The organism is Solwaraspora sp. WMMB762, assembly GCF_049179115.1.
Lineage (GTDB): Bacteria > Actinomycetota > Actinomycetes > Mycobacteriales > Micromonosporaceae > Micromonospora_E.
Genome location: NZ_JBMHMD010000001.1, coordinates 6,237,187 through 6,254,828 on the forward strand (window position 1 = coordinate 6,237,187; position 17,642 = coordinate 6,254,828).

A 17,642-nucleotide genomic window follows, 5' to 3' on the forward strand; every position below is an offset into this window, starting at 1 on the left:
AGCGGGAGGGGGCAGGCGGTCAGAAGGCGGCCTTGCCGCCGACCGGCACCGTGTCGGCGTACCGGGACTCGCCGGCCAGCAGCGGTTGCAGCTTCGCGACCAGGGCCTGCGCCGGCCCGCCGGAGAAGAAGGCGCTGTGCGCCTCCTGACTGGTCCAGCCCTCCGCGACGGTGACGGTGTCCGGGTCGCTGGCCGAGCGGCTGACCAGGAAGACGACGCAGTCGGCGTGCGGCAGCGACGGCGCGTCGAGCAGCAACTCGACCAGCTCGTCACCCTTGCCCGGCTGGGCGGTCATGGTGGCGTGAAAGCCGTGGTTGGCGATCATCGGGGGTCTCCTCACTTGTCGGTTGCTACCGCAACCTCGATTTATCGACACACCTATCGAAGCATCGCCAGCTGCTGTGACGGTAGAATCATCCTCTTGGGTACTTGCCTGATCCTCTCGTTGTCACGAGGATCGAATGATGCTTCAATCGGTCTGTGGACCTTGATGAGCTGCGCGGACTGATCGCCCGTCACGCCCGCCCTGACACGACGACCGGGATCGACGACGTACTGATCTCCAAGGTGGACCGGACGGCGCCGCCGTCGCCGTCGATGACCGGCACCGTCCTGGCGCTCATCGCCCAGGGGGCGAAACGGCTCGCGCTGGGCGATCGGGTGTACGAGTACCACGCCGGGCAGTACCTGATCGCCTCGGTCGACCTGCCGATCACCGGGCACTTCACCGAGGCCGACCCGCAGCGGCCGGCACTGGGGTTCGGTCTCGTCCTACGCCCGACGACCATCGCCGAGCTGCTCCTGCACGCCGCACCCGGAGATCTGCCACCCGTGGCCGGCGGCACCCCGTCCGGCCTGGCCGTCAGTGACGCGCCCGCCGAGCTCGTCGACGCGGCGATCCGACTGCTGCGCCTGCTCGACCAGCCGCGCAACCGCGCCGTGCTCGCACCGCTGATCAAACGGGAGATCCTGTGGCGGGTCATGACCGGTGAGCAGGGCGGCGTCGTCCGCCAACTCGGCCTCGCCGACAGCAGCCTGAACCACATCTCCCGGGCGGTGCAGTGGATCCGTGACCACTACACCCGGTCGTTCCGGGTCGAGGACGTGGCACGGATGGCCGGGATGAGCGTCTCCGCGTTCTACCGCAACTTCCAGGCGGTCACCGCGATGAGCCCGATCCAGTTTCAGAAGCAGATCCGGCTGCAGCAGGCTCGGCTGTTGCTCGCCACCCACCCCACCGACGTCACCGGCGTCGGTGGCCGGGTCGGCTACGACAGCCCATCACAGTTCAGCCGGGAGTATCGCCGGCAGTTCGGCGTACCGCCCAGTCAGGACGCCGCCCGGCTGCGCGGCCTGCCCTCCGGTGCCGTCGACCCGGCCCTGGTGTGACGCACCATCGCCCTGACGATGTTGCCGGAGCGGCGCGGCGGCGGGTCAGCCGGCCAGGACCGGCACCCAGTCGGCGTACTTCGCGGTCCGCCCGTCACCGGACGAGCGGCCGCGCAGCCGGCGGTGTACCCAGGGCACCACGAACTCCCGGTAGTAGCGGGCCTCGGCGAGCAGGCTGCGCCGCCCGACCGGTGCCGGGTCGACCACGTGCGCCTCGGTCGGGTGACCCAGCCCGTCCAGCACCAGGCTGGCGACCCGGCGGTGGCCGGCCGAGTTGAGATGCAGGCGGTCGGGCGACCAGTACTGTTCGCGGCGGATCTCCACGTCGCTGAACACGTCGACGAAGTCGAGACCGTGCCGGGCGGCGAGCTCGGCGGTGGCGGCGGTCAGCGCCAACCCGCGGCGACGCATCGTCGCGCCGAACGGCAGCCGGGCACTCGGGTCGCCGCCGCTGAGCAGCACCAGCCGTACCCCGGCGTCGGCACAGCGGCGTACCGCACCCTCGGTCAGCGCGACCAGCCGGCTCACGTCCGTGCCGGGGCGCATCATGTCGTTGCCGCCGCCGTTGAGGGTGATCATCGTCGGGAGTGGGGACAGCGACAGCGCCCGGTCGAGTTGTTCGGTGACGATCGGCTCCAGCAGCCGTCCCCGGATCGCCAGGTTGGCGTACTGCACGCTACCGCCGTTCGCGGCGGCGAGCCCGGCGGCGACCAGATCGGCCCAGCCGCGTACGGTGCCGTCCGGCAACTCGTCGCCGAGCCCTTCGGTGAAACTGTCCCCGATCGCCACGTACCGCACCCGCGACCCTCCCCGTCCCGCGAAACCAGCGGCACCAAGTTACCTCCCGGTACCGACAGGTGCTGTGACGCGGATCCCGATCCGACGGTCTGCGGGGCGGCACTCCCGACTGGACGGTCAACGGAGGTCGTCCAGGCGAGCTTAGGGATTCGCCGCGCGGGTGTCCGATGAACGGCGGAAGTCGGACCGGCCGGCGGACGCCGACCTGCCGGGCCGGGTACGGCGCGCCAGACGAGCGCATCCACTGATTCGGACCTTTGGTTATCTGCACCACTTGCCCGTTTTGTCATCGTTCTGGTTTAGGGGGACGGGCATTCCGGCCCGTCCGGGTTCATGCCGAAGACGAGACGAGGAAAACGTGCAGTCAACGATCAAACGAGTTGCCGGCCTCTCCCTGGCCGCGCTACTCGGCACCGCTGGCGGCTTGGCGGTGACCGCCGCGCCAGCCCACGCCGCTCCCGGTGATGCACAGGCGAGGGGGGTCGTCGTCGACCTGTCCGCAGAGGTCCTCGGGGTTCCGGTGATCGAGGCCGACGCCGTGATCGGTTCGGCGACCGCTCCACCCGCTGGTGGCACCGACACCGAGACCCTGATCGACATCACCCTGCCCGGGGCCATCGGCGTCGCCGCCGACGGAACCGTCCTCGAGGTCAGCGCGACCAGAGGCCCGATCTCGTCGTTCGCCTCGTCGTCGGTCGCCGACGTGTCGTTGGACATCCTGGGTCTGAACGTGCTGACCGCCTCGGTGGTCGAGGCTGCGGTCAGCTGTCCGTACCTCGGGCCACAGACGGCCGACACGACGCTGACCGGGCTGACCGTGTTCGGCTCGGCGGAAGTGCTGGTCCCCAACGGGCCGAGTCTCGACGCGAGCGCCGCCGTGACGGTGCCCGGGCTGGTCGGGGCGAGCCTCGACGTTTCCTTGTCGCGTATCGAGACCGTTGCCGCCGACAGCGCGGCGGCGGCCACCATCGTGCTCACCGCCGAACTCTCGGGTGAGATCCTCGGCGTGCCGGTGGTCATTCCGGTCGGAACCGTGATCATCGCGGAGGCGACCTGTGAACGTCCCGCCGCGCCGGCGCCGCCGACAGCGTCGTCGATTGATCCGGATTCTGGTCCGCAGTCTGGTGGTCAGACGGTGACGATTACGGGTTCGGGGTTTGTGCCGAATGGTACGTCGGTGACGTTTGATGGGATGCCGGCTACTGATGTGGTGGTGGATCCGTCGGGTACGTCGTTGACGGCGGTGACGCCGCCGGGTGCGGTGGGTCCGGCGGATGTGGTGGTGACCACTGATGGTGGTTCGGCTGATCCGTTGGCGTACACGTATCTGGCTGATGGTTCGGGTGCGGTGGTGACCGGGTTGGATCCTGATTTCGGGCCGACGTCTGGTGGGACGACGGTGACGGTCACGGGTTCTGGTTTTACTGGGGCGACCGGGGTCACGTTTGATGGCGTGGCGGGTTCGGGGTTTGTGGTGAATCCGGCTGGTACGGAGATCACGGTGGTGACTCCGCCGGGTGCTGCTGGTCCGGCTGATGTGGTGATCACGTTCCCGGCTGGTACGGCGGGTGCGGGAATCTTCACCTATGTGCCGCCGACGATCGATTCGGTGGTGCCGGATTCGGGTCCGAACACGGGTGGTACCACGGTGACGATCACGGGTTCCGGGTTCACTGGGGCGACTGATGTGACGTTCGGTGGTGTGCCGGGGACCGATCTGGTGGTGGATCCGTCGGGTACGTCGTTGACGGTGGTGACGCCGCCGGGGCCGGTGGGTCCGGTTGATGTGGTGGTGGTGTTGCCGGGTGACGATGCGGTCGCTCCGGACGGCTTCACCTACGTTGTCGCGCCGCCGACGGCGTCGTCGATTGATCCGGATTCTGGTCCGCAGTCTGGTGGTCAGACGGTGACGATTACGGGTTCGGGGTTTGTGCCGAATGGTACGTCGGTGACGTTTGATGGGGTGCCGGCTACTGATGTGGTGGTGGATCCGTCGGGTACGTCGTTGACGGCGGTGACTCCGCCGGGTGCGGTGGGTCCGGCTGATGTGGTGGTTACCACTGATGGTGGTTCGGCTGATCCGTTGGTGTACACGTATCTGGCTGATGGGTCGGGTGCGGTGGTGACCGGGTTGGATCCTGATTTCGGGCCGACGTCTGGTGGGACGACGGTGACGGTCACGGGTTCTGGTTTTACTGGGGCGACCGGGGTCACGTTTGATGGCGTGGCGGGTTCGGGGTTTGTGGTGAATCCGGCTGGTACGGAGATCACGGTGGTGACTCCGCCGGGTGCTGCTGGTCCGGCTGATGTGGTGATCACGTTCCCGGCTGGTACGGCGGGTGCGGGAATCTTCACCTACATTCCGGTGCCGCCGACGGCGTCGTCGATTGATCCGGATTCTGGTCCGCAGTCTGGTGGTCAGACGGTGACGATTACGGGTTCGGGGTTTGTGCCGAATGGTACGTCGGTGACGTTTGATGGGGTGCCGGCTACTGATGTGGTGGTGGATCCGTCGGGTACGTCGTTGACGGCGGTGACGCCGCCGGGTGCGGTGGGTCCGGCGGATGTGGTGGTGACCACTGATGGTGGTTCGGCTGATCCGTTGGCGTACACGTATCTGGCTGATGGTTCGGGTGCGGTGGTGACCGGGTTGGATCCTGATTTCGGGCCGACGTCTGGTGGGACGACGGTGACGATCACGGGTTCTGGTTTTACTGGGGCGACCGGGGTCACGTTTGATGGCGTGGCGGGTTCGGGGTTTGTGGTGAATCCGGCTGGTACGGAGATCACGGTGGTGACTCCGCCGGGTGCTGCTGGTCCGGCTGATGTGGTGATCACGTTCCCGGCTGGTACGGCGGGTGCGGGAATCTTCACCTACATTCCGCCGACGATCGATTCGGTGGTGCCGGATTCGGGTCCGAACACGGGTGGTACCACGGTGACGGTCACGGGTTCCGGGTTCACTGGGGCGACTGATGTGACGTTCGGTGGTGTGCCGGGGACCGATCTGGTGGTGGATCCGTCGGGTACGTCGTTGACGGTGGTGACGCCGCCGGGGCCGGTGGGTCCGGTTGATGTGGTGGTGGTGCTGCCGGGTGACGACGCGGTCGCTCCGGACGGGTTCACCTACTCGGGTGGGCCGCCACCGGTGATCGACTCGGTCGACCCTGGACAGGGACCGGCCAACGGCGGGACCACAGTGGTCGTCGGGGGCAGCGGGTTCATCCCGGGTCAGACGACCGTGACGATCTGCGGCAAGACGATTCCAGCAAACAATGTCACGGTCAACAGTTCCGGGACCTCGCTGACCTTCGTCACTCCGCCGTGCGACGTCAAGAACACGACCATCACGGTGACCACGCCGAACGGCGCCTCGAACGAGATCGCTTTCCGGTACGTGGGGCTGCCGGTCACCGGTACGGCGACCACGAACCTGATCACCAGCGGTGGCGCGCTCGTGGCGCTCGGTATCTCGTTGCTCCTGCTCACCCGCCGTCGGGCGAACAGGGCGTGACACGCAACAACTGAGAGCGCGGGTGGCCCCGGGAGCGGATGAGCGACCGGGGCCACCCCGCTGTCACCGGGCCCACCGGACGATAACGGGGTGCCAGCGGCGTCAGATCGTGCGATCGTCGGCGGCGTGACCGACTATCTGGCGCTCAACCGGGCCAGCTGGGACGAGCGCGCGCCGGCGCACGCCGCCTCACCGGACTACCGGGTGGCGCAGCTGATCGCCGACCCGGAGCTGCTCAGCGAGGTGGTGCGCTTCGACCTGCCGAGGCTCGGCGACCTCACCGGCGTACGCGGGGTGCATCTGCAGTGCCACATCGGCACCGACACGCTGTCGCTGGCCCGGCTGGGCGCGACCATGACCGGGCTGGACCTTTCCGGCGCGTCCCTGGCCGAGGCCCGGCGGATCGCCGCCGCGGCGCAGACCCCGATCGAGTACGTCGAAGCCGATGTCTACCGCGCCGTCGAGGTGCTCGGCGCGGGCGGGTTCGACCTCGTCTTCACCGGGATCGGCGCGCTCTGCTGGCTGCCGAGCGTGACCCGATGGGCGGAGACGGTGGCCGCACTGCTGCGGCCGGGCGGCCGACTGTTCCTGCGGGAAGGGCACCCGGCGCTGTGGGCGGTCGACGAGACCCGCCCGGACGGCCTGCTCGTACTCGACCTGCCGTACTTCGAGACGGACCGACCGCTGGTATGGAACGAGGACGGCACCTACGTCGACACGGCGGTCAGCTTCACCCACAACCTGACCCACTCCTGGAACCACGGCATCGGGGAGATCTTCACCGCGCTCACCGGCGTCGGGATGCAGGTGACGATGCTGGTCGAGCACGACAGCGTGCCGTGGAACGCGTTGCCCGGCCGGATGGTCAAGGGCGACGACGGCGAGTGGCGGTTGACCGAACGACCGGAGCGGTTCCCGCTCAGCTACACCCTGCAGGCGGTCCGGGTCAGCTGAGACTGTCGCGCCACTGGTGGTGCAGCACCGCGTAGCGGCCGCCGTCGGCGATCAGGTCGGCGGGCCGGCCGTCCTCGACGATCCGGCCGTCGTCGAGGACGAGCACCCGGTCGGCGATCTGCACCGTCGACAGTCGATGCGCGATGACCAGCGCGGTACGCCCGTGGCCGGTCGGCCGGCCGTTGGCCCCCAACCCGTCCCCGTTGCGGCCACCGTCGCCCTGTCCGCCGTCGTTGCAGCCACCGTCGCTCTGGCCACCGTTGAGCATGGTCTGCAACGCCCGCTGCACCAGGCGCTCGGTCGGCACGTCCAGCGACGAGGTCGCCTCGTCGAGGATCAGCACCGCCGGATCGGCCAGCACCGCCCGGGCGAAGGCGACCAGCTGCCGCTGCCCGGCGGACAGCCGCCCGCCGCGTCGGTGCACGTCGGTGGCGTACCCATCGGGAAGTCCGGAGATGAACTCGTGTGCGCCGATCGCTCGCGCCGCGGCCTCGACCTCGGCGTCGGTCGCGTCCGGGCGGCCGAACCGGATGTTGTCCGCGACGCTGCCGGCGAAGAGGTGGTTCTCCTGCGTCACCATGATCACGTTCCGCCGCAGGTCGCGGCCGGCGATCTCACGCAGGTCGACACCGTCGAGGGTGACCGACCCGCTGACCGGGTCGTAGAGCCGGGCCACCAGCTTGGCGATCGTCGACTTGCCGGCCCCGGTGGCCCCGACCAGCGCGACCGTCTGCCCGGCCGGGATCCGCAGGGTCAGCTCGGGCAGCACCAGACGGTCCGGACGGTAGCCGAACGAGACGGCATGCAGCCGTACCGCGCCGCGTACCGGCTGCGGCAGCGGCCGCGGCCGTACCGGCTCGGGGACGTCCGGCCGCTCGTCGAGTACGCCGGAGAGCTTCTCCAGCGCCGCGGTCGCCGACTGCAGCGAGTTGTAGAACTGGCTCAGCTCCTGCATCGGCTCGAAGAACCGGCGCAGGTACAGCAGGAACGCGGCGAGCACGCCGATCTCGGTGCGGCCCTGCAGCACCTGCCAACCGCCGAAGGTGAGCACCATCGCGACAGCCACGTTGCCGATGCCTTTGAGGCTCGGTGAGTAGATCGCGATCAGCCGGAACGCGTGCAAGCTGGCCCGCTGGAAGCCGGTGTTGACCTCGGAGAAGATCTCCTGGTTGCGGGGCTCGCGCCGGAACGCGTGCACGGCCCGGACCCCGCCGAGCGACTCCACGAAGTGGACGATCAGCAGCGCCACGGTCTCCCGGGTACGCCGGTAGGCGACGGTGGAGGCGCGGGCGAACCAGATCGACATCCACACCAGGAACGGGAACGCCAGCAGGGTCACCAGGGCCAGCGGCAGGTCCAGCCAGAGCAGGATCGCCGCCACCGAGACCACCGACAGCCCGGCGAGCACCAGATCGTCGATGCCGCCGTTGACCAGTTCGGAGATCGAGTCCATGTCACTGGTCAGCCGGGCCACCACCCGGCCGGAGGTGTACCGCTCGTGGAAGCTGACCGACAGGTTGAGGAAGTGCCGGTACACCCGCTGACGCAGGTCGAGCAGGATCGCCTGACCGATCCGAGCGGACAGGATCAGGAAGCTGCGCTTGCCGACGTACTCGGCGACGGTGGCGACCGCGAAGGCGACGGCGATCGCGATCAGCGGCCCCGCGTCGCCGTCGTCGGTCAGCGGCGGGATGGCCTGGTCGATGCCCAGCATCACGAGGTACGGTCCGGCCATCGCGGCAGCGTTCTGCAGCAGCAGTAGGCCGACCGCCACCGCGATCATCCGCCGGTGCGGCCGGGTCAGCGAGCCGAGCAGCGCCCGGCTGCGGGCCCGGACCCGGGCGTTGTCGACCGGACCGCCGTCGTCTGCGCCGCTGACCTCGTCCGCCGCCCGGTCGGAGACCCCGCGCCAGTCCGGCTGACCGTCGTCGGACCTGCTCGCGTCACGGTCCGCGGTGCCGCCGGCATCGTCGGTCCGGCTCACCGGGACCTGACCAGGCCGGGTCCGTCGGCGGAGAGTACGGCCCGGTAGGCGGGCACGGTGGCGAGCAGTTCGGTGTGGGTGCCGACGGCCGCGATCCGGCCCGCGTCCAGCAGTGCCACCCGGTCGGCCAGCGCGACCGTGGACGGCCGGTGCACCACCAGCAGCGCGGTGGTGCCGACCAGCACCCGGCGCAGCGCCTGCTCCACCAGCGCCTCGGTGTGCACGTCCAGGGCGGACAGCGGGTCGTCGAGCACCAGCACCCGGGGTCGGCCCAGCATCGCCCGGGCCAGCGCGAGTCGTTGCCGCTGTCCGCCGGACAGCGAGAGCCCCTGCTCGCCGATCCGGGTCCGCAACCCCCAGGGCAGGTCGTGGACGAAGTCGGCCTGTGCCAACCGGACGGCGGCGTGCACCTCCGCGTCGGTGGCGTCCGGCCGGCCGAGGGTCAGATTCTCCCGAACCGACATCGAGAACAGGGTGGGATCTTCGAATGCCACGCCAACGCACCGGCGCAGCTCGTCGAGGCGCAGGTCGCGCAGGTCGTGACCGTCCAGGGTGATCCGACCGCCGGTGACGTCGTACAGTCGCGGCACCAGCGACACCAGGCTGGTCTTGCCGCTGCCGGTCAGGCCGGCGATGGCCAGCGTCTCACCCGGCCGTACGGTGAGGTCGACGCCGCGCAGCACCGGCTCCGGCGTACCCGGGTAGCCGAAGGTGACGTTGTCGAAGCGCAGTTCGCCGCGGATCTCGCCGACTCGGATCCGGACGGCATCCGGCCGGTCGACGATCGACGGCGGGGTGTCCAGCACCTCCTGGATCCGGTCGGCGGCGGTCATCGCCTCCTGGGCGTGCGAAATGATCCAGCCCAGCGACTTGATCGGCCAGATCAGCATCAGTTGCAGGGTGACGAAGGCGACCAGCTGACCGATGGTGAGCTGCTGGTCGGCGACGGCGCCGGCCCCGGCGACCAGCACGACCGCGAGGCTCGCGTTCGGCACCAGGTCGTAGCGGGCCGACGCGTGGGCGAGTAGCCGGCCCTTGCCGACCGCGGTGTCGTGCAGCTCTCGGGCCAGGTCGGTGAAGCGCGCGGTGAGGTACGGCCCGCGCCCGAACGAGATGATGGTCCGCAGCCCTTGCGCGGACTCCTCGACCAGGGTGGCCAGGTCGCCCTGCTGGTCCTGCATTCGTCGGGACACCCGCAGGTAGGCGCGGGTGAACTGGCGGCTGAACAGGTAGAGCGGCATGGCGCTGGCCGCCACCACCAGCCCCAACGGCCAGTGCAGGTGCAGCAGCAACGCCACCACGGTCAGGTAGGTCGCCGAGTTGAGGATCAGGAACAGCAGACCGAAGGAGAGGAAGCGTCGGATAACCGACAGATCGCTGATCGCCCGGGACAACAACTGCCCGGACTGCCACTGGTCGTGGAAGGTGACCGGGAGCCGCTGCAGGTGGGTGTAGATGTCGTCGCGGATGGTGCCTTCCATCCCGATCGACGAGGCACTCTGTGTCCACCGCCGGATGAAGATGAGCACCGCCTCGACGACGCCGAGCAGCAAAGCGAGTCCACCGAGGAGCAGCAGACCGGTGGGATCACCGGCGGCCACCGGGCCGTCCACCACCTCGGCGATGACCAGCGGGATGGCGATGCCGGCTCCGGTCGCGGCCGCGGCGGCCGCCAGTAGCCAACCGAGTTGACCGAGGTACGGGCGCAGGTAGCGGCGCAGCCGCCAGAGATTGTGGACGGCGCGCCGCCGGGGCGGAGATCGGTCGGGTACGGCGTCCACACCACGACGGTAGCCGGTGCCGGCACCGGTTCACTGCCCCGCGAAGGTCACCTGCGATTCATGGTCGAGCAGCCACTTCTTGATCGGCAGACCCCATCGGTAGCCGCCCAGCGTGCCGTCGCCGCGCAGCACCCGGTGACAGGGGACCACCAGCGCGACCGCGTTGCGGGCGCAGGCGCCGGCCGCTGCCCGGACCGCTGCTGGACGGCCGGAGCGCAGGGCGAACGCCGTATAGCTGACCGGCTCGCCGGGCTTCACCTCACGCAGCGCCGACCAGGCGGTGCGCTGGAACGGGCCGCCGCGCTGGCAGACCGGGAGCTGGTCGATCGCGGTCAGCTCACCGGCCAGGTAGGACCGTACGGCGCGGGTGACGTCGCCGAGGTCGGCCCGGCGGCGGACCGGCCCGCGCAGGTCGGGGTGGACCAGGGCGAGTAGGTCGTCCGGGTCGGCGGTGAAGCCGGCGGCCCGTAGCGCCCCGTCCGGGTCGGCGATCAGCGTCAGCGGCCCGACCGCGGTGGCGACCGTACTCGTGTCCAGTGTCGAAGGCGTTGTCACAGGTTCACTCCGATGTAGATTTCATTGGCGTGGCGGACCGCCACAGCCGCAGGTTGGCGTACGACCGCCAGGGCCGCCAGCGGTCCGCGTGGGCGGTCAGGTCGGCGGGGGCGGCGGGCAGGCCCAGCGCCGCCGCGCCGCGCCGTACTCCCAGGTCGGTGCCGAGCAGCACGTCGGGGTCGCCGAGCGCCCGCATCGCCACGTACCCGGCGGTCCACGGGCCGATGCCGGGCAGTGCGGTGAGCCGGTGCGACAACTCGACCCGGTCGCTGCCCGGGTCGAGTCCGATGCCGCCGTCGGCGACGCCGGCGGCCAGTGCGCGCAGCGTGCCGCGCCGGGCGGCCGGCATCGCGAAGGCGTCGTCGGGCAGGGCGAGTAGTTCGGCCGGGCCCGGGAACGGCGACAGGTCGTCCGTCGGCGCTGCTGTTTGCGATGCGGTCGCGGCGCAGAGGCGGGCCAGCACCCGGCGTGCGGCGGACACCGAGATCTGCTGCCCGACCACGGCCCGGACCGCCAGTTCGAAGCCGTCCACCGCGCCCGGCACCCGGACCCCGGGCTCGGCGGCGACGGCAGCGGCCAACGCCGGATCGGCGCCCAGCACGGCGTCCACCGCCGCCGGATCGGCGTCCAGGTCGAACAGCCGGCGGCAGCGGGACACCGCCGGTGCCAGATCGCGCAGGTCGGCGAGGTGCAACGCGGCGGCGAGGAAGCCGTCGTGCGGGGTCAGCGCCATCGTGCCGGCACCGTACGGCAGCCGCAGCGCACGCCGGTATCCGCCGCCGTCGGCGGACTCCACGCCGGGCACCGCCCGGTCGGCCAGGAATCCGAGTACGGCGTCGACCGCCATCGGCCGACGGAAGGCCAGCCGTACGGTGATCACCCCGGCCCGGTCGGGCGCACCGGGCGGTACGCGGCCGCGCAGCGTCGACGGCGGGCCGCCGTACACCGTCCGGAACGTGTCGTTGAACTGCCGGACGCTGCCGAACCCGGCCGCGAACGCGATCTCGGCGACGGTCAGGGCGGTCCGCTCCACCAGGATCCGGGCCGTCTGCGCACGCTGCGCCCTGGCCAACGCCAGCGGGCCGGCACCCACCTGCTCGGTCAGCACCCGGGTGAGATGCCGTTCGGTGTAGCCGAGCCGGCGGGCCAGCCCTGGCACGCCGTCGCGGTCCACCACCCCGTCGCCGATCAACCGCATCGCCCGGCCGACCAGGTCGGCGCGGCGGTCCCAGTCGGGCGAGCCCGGGGTGGCGTCGGGGTGGCAGCGTCGGCAGGCGCGCAGCCCGGCCTGTTGCGCGGCGGCCGCCGACGCAAAGAACCGGACGTTGTGCCGCTTCGGGGTGACCGCCGGGCAGGACGGCCGGCAGTAGATGCCGGTCGACGTCACGCCGGTGTAGAACCAGCCGTCGAAGCGCTGGTCGCGGCTGTCCACCACCCGGTAGCACCGCTCGAAGTCGAGCTCCATGGGTCGATCCTGCCTGCTGCCGGGCCCGGTCGGCTGGCGGGAATCGGACCTGCAGTCACGAGCCCTGGCCCGTGCCGCCCGGCCGGGTCGCGCCGGCCGTGCCGCCCGTGCCGCCCGTGCCGGCCGGCCGGGTCGCGCCGGCGGCCAGCAGGCCGATCGCCAACGCCCCGAGCACCACCAACAGCGATCGCAGAATGCCTACCTGCTCGGCCAGGAAACCGATCAGTGGCGGACCAGCCAGGAACGAGGTGTAGCCGATCGAACTGACCACCGACACCCGTACCGCCGCCCGGTCGGCCTCGTCGGCGGCCGCGCTCATTCCGACCGGGAAGCCGAGCGACGCCCCCGCGCCCCACAGCAGCGCCCCGAGCAGCGCCAGCGGCAGCGTCGGCCCGAACACCACCAGGGCCAGGCCAACCAGGGCCAGCACAGCCGTCGCCCGCAGCACCGTCACCCGGCCCCAGCGTTGCAACGCCGTACCGCCGACCATCCGGGCGGCGGTCATCGCCGCGACGAACACCCCGAACGCCACCGCGCCGACCGCGTCACCGACCCGGTAGCCGTCGACCACGGCCAGGGTGAGCCAGTCGTTCGCCACCCCTTCGACGAACGCGAAGGCCAGCACCAGCAGACCGATCAGCAGGGTGCGCGGCTCCCGCCAGGCACGCAGCACCCCGGACCGGGGTGCTGCCGCGCCGGGCACCCGCGCCGGGACCGGCAGGAACATCCGTACGGCTGCGGCGATCGAGGCGATCACCAGCAGCGCGGTGACGGCGAGTTGCCAGTCGACCGGCACCGCGAGCCAGGCACACCCGGCCCCGAGGAGCGCGCCGGTCACCGTACCCAGGCTGAAGCCGGCGTGGAAACGGGGCATCAGCGGGCGGTCGAGCCGGCGCTCGACGTCGGCACCCTCGACGTTCATCGCCACGTCCCAGCTGCTCAACCCGGTGCCGGTCAGCAGCAGCCCGGCGCCGGCCAGTGGCGGTGAGACGACCGCCACGCCGACCGCGACGGCGAGCATCCCGACGGTCACGGCCGAGGCACCCAGCAGCACCGTCCGGTGGGGCCCGATCGCGTGTACCAGCGGACCGGACAGCGGCAGCGCGCTGACCGCGCCCACCGACGTGCACAGCAGCAGCAGCCCGAACTGGGCGTTGGTCAGATCGAGGGCGTCGCGGATCGCCGGGGTACGGGAGATCCACGAGGCGAACGCCAGACCGCTGACCCCGAACGCGATCGCGACCGCGATCCGCGCCCGTTCCACCACCGGCCGCGCCAGCGTCGCCGCCCCGTTCGCCACCACGCCACCCGCTCCCCGCTCGCCCGGACCTTCCTGTCCGCCCGGACGTCCGTCAGGGCGGCAACGGTACGCCGCCCGCACCGGTGGCCGCCCTGCGCAGACGGTCCGGCCCCGCTGCGCCACACGGTGCCGGCGCCCTGCGCAGACGGTAGAGCAGTCGACACCGGTAGGTAACATGACGATGCTCACCATCGGTCGCTGACGGGAGGCGCAGGTGCCCACGTCAGTGCCCGCGCCACCAGCTGCCGGGCGGCCTCCGCCGATCGTCGTGGACGGCCTGCGGGTGCGGTACCCGGGTTCGTCCCGCTACGCCGTCGACGGGGTTTCGTTCACCGCCGCCGCCGGTGAGATCCTCGGCCTGCTCGGGCCGAACGGCGCCGGCAAGTCGACCACCGCCCGGGTGCTCACCCGGCAGCTGCGCGAGCACGAGGGCCGGGCGGACGTCCTCGGCCGCCCGGTGCGTGACTGGAACGCCGACCTGTACCGCCGGATCGGGGTCAGCTTCGAGCTTCCGGCGCACTTCGCCCGGCTGACCGCCCGGGAGAACCTGCAGGCCGTCGCCGGCCTCTACGGCACCGCGACCGAACCGGCCGGTCCGCTGCTCGACCGGGTCGGGCTCGGCGTCGCCGCCGACCAGCCGGTGGCCGGCTTCTCCAAAGGCATGCAGCTGCGGCTCAACCTGGCGCGCGCGTTGATCCACCGGCCCGAGGTGCTCTTCCTCGACGAGCCGACCTCCGGGCTGGACCCGGTGCACGCCCATCTGGTCCGCGATCTGATCCGCGAGCAGGCCGAGCAGGGCCGTACCGTGCTGCTCACCACGCACGACATGACCACCGCCGAGAGCGTCTGCGACCGGGTCGCGTTCATCGTCGACGGCCGGGTGGTCGCCGTCGACACACCGCGCGGCCATCGCCTGCGGTACGGCCGGCCGACGGTGGTCGTCGAGTACCGGGCCGGCGACCGGCTCGCCCGGCGCGAGTTCGAGCTGTCCACTCTCGGCACCGACCCCGACTTCGGTGAACTGCTGCGTGGCGGGCGGATCGAGACGATGCACACCCGGGAAGCCAGTTTCGAGCAGGTGTTCGTCGCCGTCACCAGCGGCGGGCCGGCGGCGTGAGCCGGCCGGGCCGGCAACTGGGCCGGGAGCCGGGCCGGCCGTTAGGGGACGGGCAGTCCGGTCCGGCCCGGTGGTGCCGGCTGGTGGCTGCGGTGGCGCTGGAGACGCGGATCGAGTGGCGCTACCGGATCGTCCCGGTGGCGCTGGCGTTCGCCGCAGCGTGGACCCTGCTGCTGCTGGTCGTGCCGGCCCCGGCCGCCCGGGTCCTCGGCCCGATCCTGCTGCTCGTCGATACCGCGGCCTTCGGGGCGCTGTTCATCGCGTTGCTGCTGCTCAACGAGCGTGCCGAGGGGGCGCTGGCCGCGCTGCGGGTCACCCCGCTACGCACCGGCGAACACCTGGCGGCGAAGCTCGGCGTACTGACCGCGTTGTCGGTCGTCGCGGCGGTGCCGATCGCGATCGCCGCCGGACGCCCCGGCCAGCTCGCGGTGATGCTGCTCGGCGTCGCGCTCACCGCGCTGCTGATCCTGTCGGCGGCGCTGCTGCTGGTGCTGTCGCAACGGTCCGTGACCGGCTACCTGACCACCATGCCGCTGGTGCTGCTGCCCGGTCTCGTCGTCCCGCTTGCCTGTCTCGCCGGGCTGCTCGACCATCCGGCCGCGTACCTGGTGCCGACCACCGGTACCGCCGAGCTGATCCGCTCCGGTGCCGCCGGCCAGCCATGGCCACCCGGCGGCTGGTGGCGCGGTGCGCTGCTGGTCGGGTACGCGGTGGCCTGGGCCGGCGGGTCGACGCTGCTCGCCGCACGACGGTTCAGGTCGGCCTTCGCCACCCCGGCGGCCGGTACGCGTCGCGGGGCGGCCGCCGACGGCCGCTCGGGGGCGGGACCGGGGTGGCCGCCGGGCTGGTTACCGGCGCTGATCCGGTTGGACCTGCGACTGCTCGGCGCGGACCGGCTGCTGCTGGTGCTGCTCGGCGCGCCGCTGCTGCTCGCGGTGGCGCTGCGGGTCGGTCTGCCGCCGCTCACCCGGTTCGTCGACCAGCGGTACGGCGTCGACCTGACCGGCCACGGCGACCTGCTGCTCGCCCTGCTGGTGCTGGCCCACGTGCCGGTGATCGGCGGGATGATCGGGTCGCTGCTGCTGCTCGACGACCTCGACGAGCGGCGGCTGCTGCTGTTGCGGGTCACCCCGGTCACTGTGGAGCGCTATCTCGGGTACCGGGCCGGTACCACCGGGCTGCTGACCGGGGCCGGCCTGCTGGCCGCCGTACCGCTGAGCGGGTTGGCCGGCGGTGCGGCGGGCCGGTTGGTCCCGGCGGCGCTGCTCGCCGCCGGTCTGGCGGTGCTGATTCTGCTGGTGGTGGCCGGGTACGCGGCCAACAAGGTGCACGGGCTCGCCCTGCTGAAGCTGCTGGGCGGTGGCCTGATGGCACTCGCCGCGCTGCCCTTCCTGCCGGTCCTGGCTGAGGGCCCGCCGGCCGTACGGTGGCTGGTGGCGGCGCTCCCCCCGGCGGCGGTGAGCCTGGCCCAGCGGTCGGCCGCCGCCGGCGACCCGTGGCCGGCCTACGGGTTCGCGGCGGTCGGCGCGGTGGTGGCGGCGGTCGCCGCCGGGCTGCTGGCTCGCCGGGCGCTGGCCCGGCTGACCGGCTGAGCCTTCATTATTTGTGCCAGTCGATGGACTCCGCTCGGCGGCCGGTCGCCCGCATCGATAGAGTGGCACAGTTTGGTGCACCTCGATAAAGGAGTCGGTAGATATCATGCGTCGCCTACTGGCCAGCGCCGTCCTCGGCTCGGCCCTGATCCTCGGATTCACCGGCTGCGGCACCGAGCCGCCGCCGACGGGCACGCCGTCGCCGACCAGCGGCAGCACCACCGCCAGCGAGGCCGACATCCTCGCCGCCACCAATGCCGCCTGCAATCAGGCGGTCTCGATGAGCAGCGACTTCGCCGCCGGTTTCCAGCGTGACGTCAACCAGTTCGCCGACCCGACGGCCAGCGCGGAGGCGCCGGCGGACGCGGAGGACAACTTCGAGGCGCAGATGCGCGGCTGGTCGGCGACGCTCACCTCACTGGCGACCGGCCCGGTGACGGACGAGCTGCGGACGGTGCTGACCGAGAGCACGGCCGCGATCGAAGCCGCCACCGAGATCGGCGAGACTCCGCTCAGCGACGAGCAGGTCGCGGCCGTGGTGGCGATCCCGGACAACTTCCGCGCCGTCTGCGAGTGACGTCCACGGAGGGCCGGGCGGGCTGGGAGCAGGCGTCCGTTAACCTGCTCCGGTTTGCTCGCCTCTCAATGGACGGATTTTCAATGCGACGTACCCTGATCACCGCCGCCGCTGCGACGGCGCTCGCGTTCACCCTGGCCGGCTGCGGTGGTGGCGACAGCGGTGTCGACACCGTCGCCGGTCAGACGTCACCGCCGGCGGCGACCGCGTCGGCCGACGCGGAGTCGGCCGGCTCCGCCGCCGACGGGGCCGCTGCGGCCACGAAGGAGGCGTGTGACATGGCGGTGCCGGTCAGCGAGGAGAACACCGCGAACATCGAGGACGACTTCGGCATGCTGATCGCCGCTGCGGTCGAGGGCGGGTCGGCGGCGGAGACCGCCGAGTCCGAGTTCCGGAGCAAACTCGCCGGCTGGTCCGGGATGCTGCAGTCGCTCGCCGTCGACCCGGTGGACCCCGACGTGCAGCAGGCGCTGACCGAGGCCGCCGACGTCGTCGCCCAGATCAACGACCCGGACGACAACACCCCGATGGGTCAGGTGGCCGACCTGCTGGCCGAGGCGACCGGCAAGCTCAAGACCGCCTGCGCCTGACCCGCCACCGGACGCTGCGTAGACTC

General features: G+C 71.4%; 14 protein-coding genes. 7 read left to right on the forward strand and 7 right to left on the reverse strand.

The window, feature by feature from the left end; all coding sequences use genetic code 11:
• Positions 1-19 precede the first annotated feature (19 nt).
• Complete coding sequence (locus ACN27J_RS28005) at positions 20-325, reverse strand: putative quinol monooxygenase (protein ID WP_421370806.1); 306 nt, start codon at positions 323-325, stop codon at positions 20-22.
• Positions 326-480: 155 nt separating this feature from the next.
• Between ACN27J_RS28005 and ACN27J_RS28010 the strand changes: the two genes are divergently transcribed.
• Entirely contained in the window at positions 481-1,389 is a 909-nt protein-coding gene (locus ACN27J_RS28010; protein ID WP_421370807.1) for an AraC family transcriptional regulator, read from the forward strand.
• Positions 1,390-1,434: 45 nt separating this feature from the next.
• On the opposite strand, the gene ACN27J_RS28015 is transcribed toward ACN27J_RS28010, so the two are convergent.
• On the reverse strand, positions 1,435-2,187 hold the full coding sequence (locus tag ACN27J_RS28015; RefSeq protein ID WP_421370809.1) for an SGNH/GDSL hydrolase family protein: 753 nt from the start codon (positions 2,185-2,187) through the stop codon (positions 1,435-1,437).
• Positions 2,188-2,545: 358 nt separating this feature from the next.
• On the opposite strand from ACN27J_RS28015, the gene ACN27J_RS28020 reads away from it, so the two are divergent.
• Together ACN27J_RS28020 and ACN27J_RS28025 are read left to right on the forward strand one after the other, a co-directional pair.
• Positions 2,546-5,701 (forward strand): beta strand repeat-containing protein, encoded by a 3,156-nt coding sequence (locus ACN27J_RS28020; RefSeq protein ID WP_421370811.1) that lies wholly within the window; start codon positions 2,546-2,548, stop codon positions 5,699-5,701.
• Positions 5,702-5,827: 126 nt separating this feature from the next.
• On the forward strand, positions 5,828-6,655 hold the full coding sequence (locus tag ACN27J_RS28025) for a class I SAM-dependent methyltransferase (protein WP_421370814.1): 828 nt from the start codon (positions 5,828-5,830) through the stop codon (positions 6,653-6,655).
• On the opposite strand, the gene ACN27J_RS28030 is transcribed toward ACN27J_RS28025, so the two are convergent.
• The 5 genes from ACN27J_RS28030 to ACN27J_RS28050 are packed head-to-tail and all read right to left on the reverse strand — an operon-like array spanning position 6,648 to position 13,743.
• Positions 6,648-8,639, reverse strand: coding sequence for an ABC transporter ATP-binding protein (locus ACN27J_RS28030; protein WP_421370817.1), 1,992 nt, complete (start codon positions 8,637-8,639; stop codon positions 6,648-6,650). The two genes, ACN27J_RS28025 and ACN27J_RS28030, sit on opposite strands and share 8 nt — an antisense overlap.
• Positions 8,636-10,420 carry an ABC transporter ATP-binding protein gene (locus tag ACN27J_RS28035; protein ID WP_421370819.1) on the reverse strand — a complete coding sequence of 595 codons (1,785 nt, stop codon included), beginning with the start codon at positions 10,418-10,420 and terminating at the stop codon, positions 8,636-8,638. Before ACN27J_RS28035 ends, ACN27J_RS28030 begins: the two co-directional genes overlap by 4 nt.
• 30 nt (positions 10,421-10,450) lie before the next feature.
• Positions 10,451-10,975 carry a methylated-DNA--[protein]-cysteine S-methyltransferase gene (locus ACN27J_RS28040; protein ID WP_421370821.1) on the reverse strand — a complete coding sequence of 175 codons (525 nt, stop codon included), beginning with the start codon at positions 10,973-10,975 and terminating at the stop codon, positions 10,451-10,453.
• A 4-nt stretch (positions 10,976-10,979) separates the two neighbouring features.
• Positions 10,980-12,440: a DNA-3-methyladenine glycosylase 2 family protein gene (locus ACN27J_RS28045; protein WP_421370824.1), complete on the reverse strand. Its 1,461-nt coding sequence runs from the start codon at positions 12,438-12,440 to the stop codon at positions 10,980-10,982.
• 55 nt (positions 12,441-12,495) lie between these two features.
• On the reverse strand, positions 12,496-13,743 hold the full coding sequence (locus ACN27J_RS28050; RefSeq protein WP_421370827.1) for an MFS transporter: 1,248 nt from the start codon (positions 13,741-13,743) through the stop codon (positions 12,496-12,498).
• A 211-nt stretch (positions 13,744-13,954) separates the two neighbouring features.
• Here ACN27J_RS28050 and ACN27J_RS28055 point away from each other — a divergent pair, with 211 nt between their 5' ends.
• The 4 genes from ACN27J_RS28055 to ACN27J_RS28070 all read left to right on the forward strand — a co-directional run bounded on the left by ACN27J_RS28055 (position 13,955) and on the right by ACN27J_RS28070 (position 17,616).
• Positions 13,955-14,857, forward strand: a complete 903-nt coding sequence (locus ACN27J_RS28055) for an ABC transporter ATP-binding protein (RefSeq protein ID WP_421370829.1) — start codon at positions 13,955-13,957, stop codon at positions 14,855-14,857.
• A complete protein-coding gene (locus tag ACN27J_RS28060; protein ID WP_421370831.1) occupies positions 14,854-16,449 on the forward strand; it encodes a hypothetical protein in 1,596 nt (531 codons plus the stop codon). Before ACN27J_RS28055 ends, ACN27J_RS28060 begins: the two co-directional genes overlap by 4 nt.
• Before the next feature lie 106 nt (positions 16,450-16,555).
• Positions 16,556-17,026 (forward strand): hypothetical protein, encoded by a 471-nt coding sequence (locus ACN27J_RS28065; protein ID WP_421370834.1) that lies wholly within the window; start codon positions 16,556-16,558, stop codon positions 17,024-17,026.
• Between the two features lie 83 nt (positions 17,027-17,109).
• Positions 17,110-17,616, forward strand: coding sequence for a hypothetical protein (locus tag ACN27J_RS28070; RefSeq protein ID WP_421370836.1), 507 nt, complete (start codon positions 17,110-17,112; stop codon positions 17,614-17,616).
• Positions 17,617-17,642: the final 26 nt, after the last annotated feature.

What these genes read in the sequence shown, in the direction of transcription:
- ACN27J_RS28005 (WP_421370806.1), bottom strand. Translation starts at nt 325, where the DNA reads ATGATCGCCAACCACGGCTTTCACGCCACCATGACCGCCCAGCCGGGC.
- ACN27J_RS28070 (WP_421370836.1), top strand. Translation starts at nt 17,110, where the DNA reads ATGCGACGTACCCTGATCACCGCCGCCGCTGCGACGGCGCTCGCGTTC.
- ACN27J_RS28045 (WP_421370824.1), bottom strand. Translation starts at nt 12,440, where the DNA reads ATGGAGCTCGACTTCGAGCGGTGCTACCGGGTGGTGGACAGCCGCGAC.
- ACN27J_RS28065 (WP_421370834.1), top strand. Translation starts at nt 16,556, where the DNA reads ATGCGTCGCCTACTGGCCAGCGCCGTCCTCGGCTCGGCCCTGATCCTC.